The following is a 13,195-nucleotide window of genomic DNA, read 5'->3' on the forward strand; positions in this document are numbered from 1 at the left end:
CAGTGAAACGTATAATTCATCTTCTCTCATATATAAAGAGAAGATGAATTTTTTTATACTTTGATTACGATGAAACTAGATGAGAGAGAGAGGGGAAATTATGACGAAAATCGGTGTCATTATGGGAAGTATTTCTGATTGGGAAACAATGAAGCACACATGTGATGTATTAGACGAATTGGACATTCCATATGAAAAAGAAATTATTTCAGCACACCGTACACCGGAAGACATGTTTCATTATGCGGAAAAAGCACGAGAAAACGGCTTGAAAGCGATCATTGCTGGAGCGGGAGGAGCAGCTCATTTACCTGGTATGGTCGCTGCGAAAACAACCTTACCAGTGATTGGTGTTCCGGTGAAAACGAGTACCTTACATGGTATGGATTCACTCTACTCCATTGTACAAATGCCAGGAGGTGTACCAGTTGCTACAGTAGCGATTGGGAAAGCAGGTGCGAAAAACGCAGGGCTCTTAGCAGCACAAATGTTAAGTACAACAGATCAAACAATTTCCGAACGTTTAACGACATATCGTCAAAACATGCAAGAAAACGTAAAAGAAATGAGGGAAGACCTTGCAGAACAATAAATTATTTTTCGATTCAACGATTGGAATTATTGGTGGCGGTCAGCTCGGACGTATGATGACAACAGCAGCAAAACATATGGGATATCGAGTAGTCGTACTTGATCCAACGCCAGACTGTCCAACAGCGCAAGTAGCTGATGACCAAATTGTCGCAGCATATGATGACCTTGAAGCCATCGAGCAATTAGCAGGTAAGAGTGATGTTATAACGTATGAATTTGAAAATGTCGACGTAAACGCAGCACAGATTCTTGAAGAAAAAGGCATCTTACCACAAGGTGCTCATTCACTTCGAGTCACGCAAGATCGTGAATTAGAAAAGCAAGCCATGGTCGATAGCGATCAACCGGTGTCCGATTTTGCAATTGTCCGTTCAGAAGATGATTTACGAAACGAAGCCAAACAAATCGGATTTCCATCAGTTGTGAAAACATGTCGTGGCGGTTATGACGGCAAGGGACAGGTAAAATTAACGAGTGAAGCAGATATTGATGAAGCGATCGACATGCTACATCAAGCAGGTCGGGTCATTATTGAAAAATGGGTGCCATTTGATAAGGAAATTTCAATTATCTTTACGCGAACGATCGACGGAGACATCAGTTATTTCCCTGTGGCAGAGAACAATCACCGTGATCATATTTTGCATGCCACAATCGCACCAGGACGAGTTTCAGAAGCAGTAGCAGAAAAGGCGCGTCAAGCTGCAGCAGCCATTGCTGAAACAATTGGTGTTGTCGGAACATTTGCCATTGAGATGTTCGTCTCTGGAGAGAATGTTTTAATTAATGAAATGGCACCAAGACCGCATAATTCTGGCCATTATACGATTGAAGCATGCAGTGTATCCCAGTTTGAACAACATATTCGTGCGATTTGCCGTTTGCCACTGGCACCGATCCATTTCCATGGTGGAGCCGTGATGGTCAATCTTCTCGGTAAAGATGTTACACCATTCTTTGACCAATTTGTCACCGAAATGCCGAATGCCCATCCCCATATGTATGGCAAGCAAGAAAACAAACCGCAACGAAAAATGGGACATGCCACTTTTATTGGGGAAGATCCAGTAAAGATATATAATGAACTTGTAGATAAGAAGATAATTGAGGACTAGGAGGCAACAGACAAATGATTGAACGTTATACAAGAGAGGAAATGGCAAAGATTTGGACAGATGATAATCGCTTCGAGGCATGGCTTGAAGTAGAACTACTGGCATGTGAAGCGTGGAGCGAACTCGGTGTCATTCCGGAAGAGGACGTCAAGCAACTTCGTGAAAATGCTTCTTTTGACGTGGATCGTATTTTCGAAATTGAACAGGAAACGCGCCATGATGTGGTCGCTTTTACTCGCGCCGTGTCAGAAACAGTAGGTGATGAACGGAAATGGGTGCATTACGGATTAACGTCCACAGATGTAGTAGATACTGCATTATCCTACCTACTCAAGCAAGCAAACGATATTATTCGTCGCGATATTGAGAACTTTATCGATATTTTAAAAGAGAAAGCCATTGAACATCAACATACCGTGATGATGGGGCGTACACACGGCGTGCACGCAGAACCAACAACGTTCGGCTTGAAAATGGCGTTATGGTATGAAGAAATGAAACGAAACCTAGAACGATTTAACGCTGCAGCTGATGTGATCGAAACAGGTAAGCTATCAGGCGCTGTCGGAACCTATGCCAATATCGATCCATATGTAGAAGAATATGTTTGTGAAAAACTAGGTTTATCACCAGCTCCGGTTTCAACGCAAACGTTACAACGAGATCGCCACGCACAATATCTTTCGACACTAGCACTAGTAGCTAGCTCAATCGAGAAGTTTGCAACTGAAATTCGCGGCTTGCAAAAAACCGAAACCCGTGAAGTAGAGGAATTTTTCGCTAAAGGGCAAAAAGGGTCATCAGCCATGCCACATAAACGAAATCCAATCGGTTCAGAAAATATGACAGGAATGGCTCGTGTACTTCGTGGATATATGACAACAGCTTACGAAAACGTGTCGCTATGGCATGAACGCGATATTTCGCATTCATCCGCTGAACGTGTGATTCTCCCAGATGCCACGATTGCATTAAATTACATGCTGAATCGTTTCGGTAAAATCGTGCAAAACTTGACTGTATTTCCAGAAAACATGAAGAAAAATATTGATCGAACGTATGGCGTGATTTTCTCACAACGCGTTTTATTGTCATTAATTGACCAAGGGATGAGCAGAGAAGAAGCATACGATATCGTTCAACCGAATGCAATGAAAGCGTGGGAGACAGCAACTTCTTTCCGCGAACTGATTGAACAAGAAGATCGCATTACACAAACACTATCCAAAGAACAATTGGATGACTGCTTTGACTATAAGTATCATTTAAAAAATGTCGATCAAATCTTTAAGAAGATTGGCTTAGCATAAGGAGGAACGAGGATGAAGGACCAGCTGCTATATGAAGGAAAGGCCAAGCAAGTCTTTACGGTACAAGATGATGAGAATGCACTTGTATTATCGTACAAAAACGATGCGACCGCCTTTAACGGGGAAAAAAAGGCCGAATTTCAAGGCAAAGGACGCTACAACAACTTAATTTCAGCGAGAGTGTTTGATCACCTCAAAAAGCATGGTGTTCCAAGCCATTTCAAAAAAGCGCTCAATGATACAGAACAACTTGTTGAGAAAACGACGATTATCCCATTAGAAGTGATCGTCCGTAATGTAGCCGCAGGAAGTCTTGTCAGACGAATTGGTATTTCTGAGAAAACAGAACTAAATCCGCCTGTGATAGAGTTTTGTTATAAAAATGATGAACTCGGTGACCCATTGATTAATGATGACCATGCCTTACTATTGACGGATACTTCAGGCGATGAGTTGGATCAAATCAAGCAAATGGCATTAACGGTGAATCAGCGTCTGCAAATTTTGTTTCAAGAAGTTGATTTGCAACTCGTTGATTTTAAGCTTGAGTTTGGCCGAAATGCAGCTGGTGAAATTGTCCTTTCCGATGAGGTAAGTCCAGATACGTGCCGACTTTGGGATGTTAAAACGGGTGAAAAGATGGATAAAGATGTGTTTCGTGAAGATTTAGGCGATTTAATGACGGTATATGAAACGATTTTACAACGACTGGAGGCATTATCATGAAACTGGTAAAAGTACATGTAACATTAAAAGAAGGTGTATTAGACCCTCAAGGAAAAGCGATTCAAGGTTCACTGAGCCGCTTAGGTTATGACCATGTGCAAGAAGTACGTGTGGGAAAATATCTTGAGTTGAAAGTAGAAGACGATCAACATATTGAACAACAAATCGAAGAGATGTGTCGCACGTTACTCGCTAATCCGGTCATTGAAAACTATGAGTATACCGTAGAGGAAGGTGTTACCTCGTGAAATTCGCAGTGATCCAGTTTCCGGGTTCGAATTGTGACCGTGATATGTATTATGCGGCCCAAAACGCCCTCGGTGAAGAAGCAGAATTGGTTTGGTATGAAGGGTCAAATCTTGAAGGATATGATGCGATTCTGCTTCCGGGCGGGTTTTCTTATGGCGATTATTTACGGTCTGGTGCGATTGCGTCAACGACAGATATCGTCACTCAATTAAAAGACCAAGCTGACAAAGGTGTGCCAATCCTTGGGGTATGCAATGGCTTTCAAGTATTGCTCGAGTCCGGCCTTTTACCAGGTGCGATGCTCACCAACCGTGATTTAAAGTTCATGTGTCATTTTGAACAACTTGTCGTTCAGAATCACCAAACGTTATTTACGTCTGAATATGAACAAAACGAAGTCATCTCCGTCCCGATTGCACATCAAGAAGGTAATTATTTCTGTGATCAGTCGACGCTTACTAGATTACGAGAAAACAACCAAATTGTGTTCACTTATCAAAATAATCCGAATGGTTCGATCGGTGATATAGCTGGTATTATCAATGAACGAGGCAATGTCTTAGGCATGATGCCACACCCAGAACGAGCAGTAGAGTCTCGTTTAGGCAGTGATGATGGACTGAAATTATTTCAATCGATTCTAGTAAACTGGAGGGAACACTATGTTGCAGGCGCCTGAAATGACCCCAGAAAAGGTAGAAACAGATAAAATTTATCAAGAAATGGGGTTAACCGATCAAGAATATGACATGATTAAAGAGATTATGGGTCGTCGTCCGAATTTTACCGAAATCGGCATCTTTTCAGTCATGTGGTCGGAGCATTGCAGTTATAAAACATCGAAACCACTTCTGAAAAAGTTCCCAAGTGACGGTGAACAAGTCGTACAAGGACCAGGTGAAGGTGCAGGCGTTGTCGATATTGGGGACGGTCAAGGGGTCGTCTTTAAAGTAGAAAGTCATAATCATCCGTCTGCGGTGGAGCCGTATCAAGGTGCTGCTACAGGTGTTGGCGGTATTATTCGTGATGTGTTCTCAATGGGCGCTCGTCCGATTGCTTCATTAAATTCGCTACGTTTTGGGAATTTGAATAACAACCGAGTGAAGTATTTGTTTGACGAAGTGGTGCATGGGATTGCAGGGTATGGCAATTGTGTCGGTGTCCCAACAGTCGGTGGCGAAGTTCAGTTTGATGATAGTTACCAAGGCAATCCGCTCGTTAATGCCATGTGTGTCGGCTTAATCGATACGAAAGATCTTCAGAAAGGAATCGCGTCGGGTAAAGGCAATACGATTATGTATGTGGGATCAAAAACAGGACGTGACGGGATTCACGGGGCGACATTTGCTTCAGAAGATTTATCAGAAGATTCTGAAAGTAAACGATCCAATGTTCAAGTTGGCGACCCTTTTATGGAAAAATTATTAATTGAAGCCTGCTTGGAAGTGATTCAATCTGATGCCTTAGTCGGTATTCAAGATATGGGAGCGGCTGGTCTAACATCTTCTGCTAGTGAAATGGCTAGTAAAGCTGGCATGGGTATGGAAATGAATTTAGATGATATCCCGCAACGTGAGGATCACATGACGGCTTATGAAATGATGCTATCTGAATCCCAAGAGCGTATGCTTCTATGCGTGAAGCAAGGGGAAGAGCAAGAAATCGTGGATATTTTTAAGAAATACGGATTAGAAGCCGTTGCGGTCGGTCAAGTAACCGACGATAAACAGTTCCGTCTCTTGCATAAAGGAGAGGTTGTAGCGGATATTCCAGTTGATAATTTAGCCGAAGATGCGCCGATTTTTTACAAAGAAGCCAAGGTTCCTGACTTTTATCAAGAAAATCAAAGCATGTCTGCATACAAGCCAGAAATTGCGGATCATGCGGATGTATTGCGTCAATTGTTGCAACAACCGACGATTGCGAGTAAAGAGTATGTTTATGATCAATACGACTTTATGGTGCAAGCTAATACCGTATTTTCGCCAGGTTCGAGTGCGGCGGTAACGCGTGTGCGCGGATATGACAAAGCGATTGCGATGACGACTGATTGTAATTCACGCTATATCTATTTAGATCCAGAAACAGGTGGAAAAATTGCTGTAGCAGAAGCGGCGCGTAATCTTGTTGCTTCAGGTGCTAAGCCACTTGCATTAACGGACGGATTGAACTTTGGTAACCCGGATAAGCCCGAAAATTACTGGATGATGGAAAAAAGCGTAGAAGGCATGAGCGCAGCCAGTACGAAGCTAAATACGCCAGTGATTAGTGGAAATGTGTCACTTTACAACGAATCAAATGATCAAGCCATTTTTCCTACACCTGTTGTCGGAATGGTTGGTATGCAAGAGTCATTAGCGCATATTACGCCATCTCATTTTCAACAAGAAGGTGATTGGATTTATGTGATCGGTGAAACCAAGCCAGAATTCGGTGGTAGTGAGTTGCAAAATCTTTTAGAAGGTCGTTATTTCGGGCAAGCGCCGGGCATTGATTTAGACACGGAAGAACAACGTCAAACGCAATTACTACAAGCGATTCGAGATGGGCTAGTTGCGTCTGCTCAAGATGTAGCCGAAGGAGGGCTCGCTGTAGCTTTAGCAGAATGTTTGTTTAATGATAAAGAGCTAGGTGCTGATGTGTCGTTACAAGGTGATGTGACAACAGCCTTATTTAGTGAAACACAATCTCGCTTCCTCGTCTCTGTCCCGAACGAAAAGCGTGAGGCATTTGAAAAAGAAGTAGCAGATGCTAAGCCGATTGGAACGGTCACCAAGAATGGACAGCTAACCGTAAATCATGAGGATCATCTCATTGTGAACGAACAAGTGGAAGAATTACAACAACTGTGGAAAGGAGCTATTCCGTGCTTGCTGAAATCAAAGGACTAAATGAAGAATGTGGTGTTTTTGCGATATGGGGTCATGAGAAAGCAGCGGAGATGACGTATTATGGATTACATGCCTTGCAACATCGCGGGCAAGAAGGTGCAGGCATTGTAACAACAGATGGAGAGAATATGAATGCCCACAAAGGTGTCGGATTAATTAATGATGTTTTCTCAGAGGGAGAGTTCTCTCGTTTGAACGGTCACGCAGCAGTCGGCCATGTGCGTTATGCAACACAAGGTGGCGGTGGATATGAGAATGTCCAGCCTCTTGTCTTCCGTTCGCAAAGAAATAGTATGGCACTCGCTCATAACGGAAATCTCGTGAATGCGCATGCGTTAAAAAATCAATTAGAAGCACAAGGGAGTATCCTGCAAACCACTTCAGATACGGAAGTCATTGCCCATTTGGTGAAACGAAGTGGCAATATGCCAATGGAAGAAGCGATTAGTTCTGCTCTTGGCATGATCAAAGGGGCTTATGCATTTTCACTGTTAACGGATGATCAGCTGTTTATTGGTCTTGACCCACGAGGTTTACGTCCGTTATCAATCGGCCGCTTAGGTGACGCTTACGTAGCGGCATCAGAAACGTGTGCATTTGATCTCATTGGTGCGACTTATGAGCGTGAGGTGCACCCGGGTGAATTAATTGTCATTGATGATGATGGATTCCGTACGAAGCAATTTACGCAGCCATTGCAACGTACGATGTGCTCGATGGAATATGTCTATTTTTCTCGACCGGATAGTGATCTGAACGAGTTGAATGTACATGCAAGTCGGAAAACAATGGGCAAGCAACTCGCTACAGAATCACCAATTGAGGCAGATGTCGTCACAGGTGTTCCAGATTCTAGTATTTCGGCGGCGATTGGTTTTTCTGAAGAAATGGGCATTCCGTATGAACTTGGTTTAATCAAGAACCGTTACGTCGGGCGTACGTTTATCCAACCGTCACAGGAACTCCGTGAGCAAGGGGTTAAAATGAAGTTATCGGCGGTACGAGGAATTGTGGAAGGAAAACGTGTCGTCATGGTCGATGATTCGATTGTTCGCGGTACGACGAGTCGGCGAATTGTTCGGCTATTAAAAGAAGCGGGTGCGACCGAAGTGCATGTGCGAATTGCGTCACCACCAATCCAAAATCCTTGTTATTACGGCATCGATACGTCGACGAAATCTGAATTGATCGCTTCAAATTATTCAATTGAAGAGATGCGCGAGCTGATTGGGGCGGATACGCTGGCATTTTTAACGACAGATGGATTGAAACAGTCCCTTGTTAATGAACGAGATACAGAAGCTCATGGCATTTGCCAAGCTTGCTTTACTGGAAACTATCCAACTGAAATTTATCCGGAAACAATTATTCCAGCGTATAAGGATTAATGATATTTTTAACGTCTCTGTTCACAAAATGAAATAACAGAGTCTATATAAAGGAGTTTCGTTCATGAGTGAAATATATAAGAATGCAGGCGTTGATGTAGAAGCAGGATATCAAGCCGTTGATTTAATGAAAAAACATATTGCCAAAACTAATCGACCTGAAGTAATAGGTGGTGTTGGCGCATTTGGTGGACTATTTGATCTCAGTGGATTTTCTTATGAAGAACCTGTGCTCGTTTCGGGAACAGATGGCGTTGGAACAAAACTAAAACTTGCTTTTGAAATGGATCAGCATGACACTGTCGGCATCGATTTAGTTGCTATGTGCGTCAATGATATCGTTGCTCAAGGTGCAGATCCGCTGTTTTTCTTAGACTATATTGCATGTGGAAAAAACCAACCAGAAAAGATGGAGCAAATTGTTAAAGGGATCTCTGATGGATGTGAACAAAGCCACGCGGCACTGATCGGTGGTGAAACGGCAGAAATGCCCGACATGTATGACGAGGATGAATACGACTTGGCCGGTTTTGTCGTCGGTATTTGTGATAAAAAAGACATCATCACAGGTGATAAAATCCAGCCAGGGGACAAAATGATTGGTATCGGTTCGAGCGGTGTCCATTCGAATGGGTTTTCACTCGTTCGGAAAATCGTAGAAGAGAATGATCTCGCGTATGACGATCATATTGCGTCGATCGACCGAACATTAGGCTATGCGTTACTGGAACCAACCAAAATCTACACCAAAGCGATTCAACAATTAAAGCAAAACCTTACGATTAAAGGAATTAGTCATATTACGGGCGGTGGATTTTACGAAAATATCCCACGAGCTATACCTGATCATCTCGGTGTTCAATTGACAAAAGGTAGTTGGGAAGTACCGAAGATCTTTCACTATTTACAAGAAACAGCGAATGTACATGAAGAAGATATGTACGGTGTATTCAACATGGGAATCGGCATGGCTGTCGTCGTCGAGGCGCATGAAGCAGAGATGGCACTAGAATTGTTACGTGACATAGATGAGTCGGCGTCGTTGATCGGAGAAGTCACTGCAGAAACTGGGGTGAAGCTGATCAATGCCTAAAGCCAAACTAGCTGTGTTTGCTTCTGGTACGGGGAGCAATTATGACGCGATAACAGAGGCAGTGAAATATGGTAAACTAGATGCAGAGGTCGCGTTACTTGTGTCGGATCAACCAAATGCAAAGGTAGTCGAAAAGGCAAAACAACAAGGGACGCCTACTTTTGTATTTGAACCGAAACAATATCGTGACAAAAACGCATTTGAAGAAAAGATTGTCAATGTGTTACAGGAACATAAAATTGATTGGATCGTCTTAGCTGGGTATATGCGTTTGATTGGAAATACGCTGTTGCGACCATTTGAAGGGAAGATCATCAATATACACCCGTCCCTTTTACCAGCGTTTCCTGGTCTAGATGCTATTGGACAAGCATTTGAGGCTGGTGTCAAAATATCTGGTGTTACGGTTCATTATGTTGATGAAGGAATGGATACTGGCTCGATTATTGCCCAAGAAGCGGTCAACGTAACCGATAAGATGACACGTGATGACTTGCAACAAGCGATCCAACAAGTGGAGCATCGCCTCTATCCAGAAACGATTCAAAAATTGATAGCGAGAGGAGAATCACAGTGAAAAAACGTGCGTTAGTTAGCGTATCGGATAAAACGAATCTCATTCCATTTGCAGAAGGCTTAGAAAAATTAGGGTATGAACTGATTTCAACAGGAGGCACGTTGAAAAAGCTAAAAGATGCAGGGTTATCTGCTTTAGGTGTGTCCGAAGTAACGAATTTTGATGAAATATTAGACGGACGTGTCAAAACGCTTCACCCGTATGTTCACGCGGGATTGTTGGCTCGCCGTGATGAAGAATCTCATGTCAGTCAATTAGAGGAACGAGGAATCGCGCCGATTGACGTTGTTGTTGTCAATCTATATCCGTTTAAAGAAACGATTGCTAAAGAAGATGTCACTGAAGAAGATGCGATCGAAAACATTGATATTGGCGGACCAACAATGCTTCGTGCCGCATCCAAGAACTTCCGTGATGTGACGGTCGTAGTTGACCCAACTGATTATGACCAAGTGCTCGAACAGCTCGGAAATAATGGCGGTACTGTTGATTTTCGCAAAAATTTAGCAGCCAAAGTATTCCGTCACACAGCTAATTATGACGCCATGATTGCTAATTATTTTGTTGATATTACGAATGAAGAAGATCCTGAAACATTTACCCAAACATTTGAGAAGGTGCAGTCTTTACGATATGGTGAAAATCCGCATCAAAACGCTGCCTTTTATAAAGAAGGAAACGTCAAAGGGGCTTCGATTGCTAGCGCAAAACAGCTCCACGGCAAAGAGTTGTCATATAACAATATTCAAGATGCCAATGCAGCGCTTGAGGTCGTATTAGAATTTACCGAAAACCCAGCAGCGGTTGCCGTGAAACATATGAATCCTTGTGGTGTCGGTATTGGTGATACGATTGAGAATGCTTATCTGAAAGCATATGAAGGAGATCCGGTATCTATCTTTGGTGGCATTGTTGCTTTAAATCGAGAAGTAGACGTAGCAACGGCTAAACATTTGAAAGAAATTTTCTTAGAAATCGTCATTGCACCGAGTTTCTCTGAAGAGGCGTTTGCGATTTTAACGGAAAAGCAAAATATTCGCCTATTAGAAACACCAATGAAAGCTGATGAGGATGATACGAAGAAAGTCGTGAGTGTACTTGGTGGTTTACTCGTACAAGATCGCGATCATGGCAGTGTCACTGCAAATGATTTAGAAGTAGTGACAGACCGCAAGCCTGAGGCAAAAGAGATGGAAGAGTTATTGTTCTCTTGGAAAGTTGTTAAGCACGTGAAATCGAATGCGATCGTTGTAGCCAAAGGGGATAGCACATTAGGCGTTGGCGCAGGACAAATGAATCGTGTGGGAGCAGCAGCAATAGCCTTTGAACAAGCAGGTGAAAAAGCAGAAGGTGCGGTCATGGCTTCTGATGCCTTTTTCCCAATGCCAGATACGGTAGAAAATGCGGCGAAAGCAGGCATTAAAGCGATTATTCAGCCAGGCGGTTCGAAGCGCGATCAAGATTCAATCGATGCCTGTAACCAACATGGCATTGCGATGGTCTTTACGAAAATGCGCCACTTTAAACATTAATGAAATTGTAGGATTCTCGTCGAGGCGAGAATCCTTTTCAACAGCAAAATGAAGTTTTCGCTAGATTATTGCTAGATTCGCAAAATTATTAGTAGATTCGCAAAATTAATGTGATTTTCGCAAGATTAATATCACTTTCGCAAAAAAATGATCGATCATCTCGGTTCGTTTAAGGAGGAAAACATGAAGGTTCTTGTGATAGGAAGCGGTGGGCGTGAACATATTATCGTGAAAAAATTAAAAGAAAGCGAGCGCGTGACTGAAATTTTCGCGGCGCCTGGAAATGGTGGGATTGCTGAAGATGCCACGTGTGTTGCGATAAAAGATGACGCACTAGAAGAACTCGCTGATTTTGCTCAAGAAAATGGCATTGACTGGACAATCGTAGGGCCAGAAGTTCCTCTAACCAAAGGGGTTGTCAATGTATTTAGAAATCGAAATTTGAAAGTATTTGGTCCATCTGAGGAAGCAGCGATTATCGAAGGCAGTAAGGATTTTGCTAAGGCATTTATGCAAAACTATCAAATTCCGACAGCTAAGTATCACACTTTTTCCGATGTAGAAAAAGCCAAAGCTATATTCGTGAAGAAGGAGCGCCAATCGTAATCAAAGCGGATGGCTTAGCTGCTGGAAAAGGTGTCGTTGTCGCGATGACGGAAGAAGAAGCGCTTCAAGCAGCTGAGCGTATGTTAATCGACAACCAATTTGGCGATGCAGGCAGTCGAGTCGTCATCGAAGAATATTTAGAAGGCAAAGAATTTTCTTTATTTGCGTTTGTTCATGGAGAAAATGTGTATCCAATGGTACCTGCCCGTGATCATAAGCGAGCGTTTGATCATGATGAAGGACCAAATACGGGTGGCATGGGATCATATGCCCCTGTACCCGATTTAGCTGATGAACACGTGGATTTTGCGGTCGAAGAGATTTTGAAACCTGTGGCAAAAGGGATGAAACAGGAAGGACGTCCATATACTGGCGTGTTATATGGCGGGTTGATTGAAACGAAAGAAGGTCCGAAAGTAATCGAATTTAATGCTCGTTTTGGGGATCCAGAAACGCAGGTGGTTCTCCCGTTATTAGAGAATGATTTGATACAAGTGATTGAAGATGTGACTGCAGGGAAAGATCCGCAATTGAAGTGGAAAGATGCATATGCAATTGGTACAGTCGTCGCTTCTTCTGGTTATCCTGGAACATATAAAAAGCAAGTCAAACTACCATCATTAGATGACACCGATCAAGATGTTTATGTGATTCATGCGGGAACTGCTCAAGCAGAAAATGGTGGCTATCAATCTACCGGTGGACGTGTTCTTCTCGTGGGTGCTGTGGAAGATACATTAGAAAAAGCACAGCAAGAAATTTATCAATATCTCGAGCGATTCGATCAAACTGATGCCTTCTTTTATCGCAGTGACATCGGATCGTTAAAATAATTGAGATTCTGCTCCTATGACGAGTCATTTGTCATGGGAGTTTTTTTGTAATAAGCGTTTTACCGGGAAACCTGCGGATGCTGGGTGGGAGATTTTCCAGTAATCGAGGATTTACCGGGAAAACAGTGGATGCTAGATAGAAGATTTCCCAGTAATTGTGGTTTTACCAGGAAATCTGCGGATGCTGGGTGGGAGATTTCCCAGTAATCGAGGATTTACCGGGAAAACAGTGGATGCTAGATAGAAGATTTCCCAGTAATCGAGGATTTACCAGGAAACCT

The 13,195-nt window shown here is 42.8% G+C and carries 11 protein-coding genes and 1 pseudogene; all 12 read left to right on the forward strand.

The window, feature by feature from the left end; all coding sequences use genetic code 11:
• Positions 1-100 precede the first annotated feature (100 nt).
• The gene (gene purE / locus J416_RS08610) at positions 101-592 is read left to right on the forward strand and encodes a 5-(carboxyamino)imidazole ribonucleotide mutase (protein WP_003468744.1); all 492 of its coding nucleotides are present in this window, start codon (positions 101-103) and stop codon (positions 590-592) included.
• Complete coding sequence (purK, locus tag J416_RS08615; protein WP_003468747.1) at positions 579-1,709, forward strand: 5-(carboxyamino)imidazole ribonucleotide synthase; 1,131 nt, start codon at positions 579-581, stop codon at positions 1,707-1,709. The genes purE and purK overlap by 14 nt, the downstream gene beginning before the upstream one ends.
• Before the next feature lie 14 nt (positions 1,710-1,723).
• The gene (gene purB / locus J416_RS08620) at positions 1,724-3,019 is read left to right on the forward strand and encodes an adenylosuccinate lyase (protein ID WP_003468750.1); all 1,296 of its coding nucleotides are present in this window, start codon (positions 1,724-1,726) and stop codon (positions 3,017-3,019) included.
• A gap of 12 nt (positions 3,020-3,031) precedes the next feature.
• Positions 3,032-3,745 carry a phosphoribosylaminoimidazolesuccinocarboxamide synthase gene (gene purC, locus J416_RS08625; protein ID WP_003468753.1) on the forward strand — a complete coding sequence of 238 codons (714 nt, stop codon included), beginning with the start codon at positions 3,032-3,034 and terminating at the stop codon, positions 3,743-3,745.
• Positions 3,742-3,993, forward strand: coding sequence for a phosphoribosylformylglycinamidine synthase subunit PurS (gene purS / locus J416_RS08630; RefSeq protein WP_003468755.1), 252 nt, complete (start codon positions 3,742-3,744; stop codon positions 3,991-3,993). The genes purC and purS overlap by 4 nt, the downstream gene beginning before the upstream one ends.
• Positions 3,990-4,673, forward strand: a complete 684-nt coding sequence (purQ, locus tag J416_RS08635) for a phosphoribosylformylglycinamidine synthase subunit PurQ (RefSeq protein WP_003468758.1) — start codon at positions 3,990-3,992, stop codon at positions 4,671-4,673. Before purS ends, purQ begins: the two co-directional genes overlap by 4 nt.
• Positions 4,657-6,885 carry a phosphoribosylformylglycinamidine synthase subunit PurL gene (purL, locus tag J416_RS08640; RefSeq protein WP_003468761.1) on the forward strand — a complete coding sequence of 743 codons (2,229 nt, stop codon included), beginning with the start codon at positions 4,657-4,659 and terminating at the stop codon, positions 6,883-6,885. The genes purQ and purL overlap by 17 nt, the downstream gene beginning before the upstream one ends.
• Positions 6,861-8,273 (forward strand): amidophosphoribosyltransferase, encoded by a 1,413-nt coding sequence (gene purF, locus J416_RS08645; protein ID WP_003468764.1) that lies wholly within the window; start codon positions 6,861-6,863, stop codon positions 8,271-8,273. The genes purL and purF overlap by 25 nt, the downstream gene beginning before the upstream one ends.
• 64 nt (positions 8,274-8,337) lie before the next feature.
• Complete coding sequence (gene purM / locus J416_RS08650; protein ID WP_003468767.1) at positions 8,338-9,366, forward strand: phosphoribosylformylglycinamidine cyclo-ligase; 1,029 nt, start codon at positions 8,338-8,340, stop codon at positions 9,364-9,366.
• Positions 9,359-9,943: a phosphoribosylglycinamide formyltransferase gene (purN, locus tag J416_RS08655; RefSeq protein WP_003468769.1), complete on the forward strand. Its 585-nt coding sequence runs from the start codon at positions 9,359-9,361 to the stop codon at positions 9,941-9,943. Before purM ends, purN begins: the two co-directional genes overlap by 8 nt.
• Positions 9,940-11,475, forward strand: coding sequence for a bifunctional phosphoribosylaminoimidazolecarboxamide formyltransferase/IMP cyclohydrolase (gene purH / locus J416_RS08660; protein WP_003468771.1), 1,536 nt, complete (start codon positions 9,940-9,942; stop codon positions 11,473-11,475). Before purN ends, purH begins: the two co-directional genes overlap by 4 nt.
• Positions 11,476-11,658: 183 nt before the next feature.
• Positions 11,659-12,914 (forward strand): annotated as a pseudogene (gene purD / locus J416_RS08665) (phosphoribosylamine--glycine ligase).
• The last annotated feature ends 281 nt before the right edge of the window (positions 12,915-13,195 follow it).

The organism is Gracilibacillus halophilus YIM-C55.5, assembly GCF_000359605.1.
Lineage (GTDB): Bacteria > Bacillota > Bacilli > Bacillales > Amphibacillaceae > Gracilibacillus > Gracilibacillus halophilus.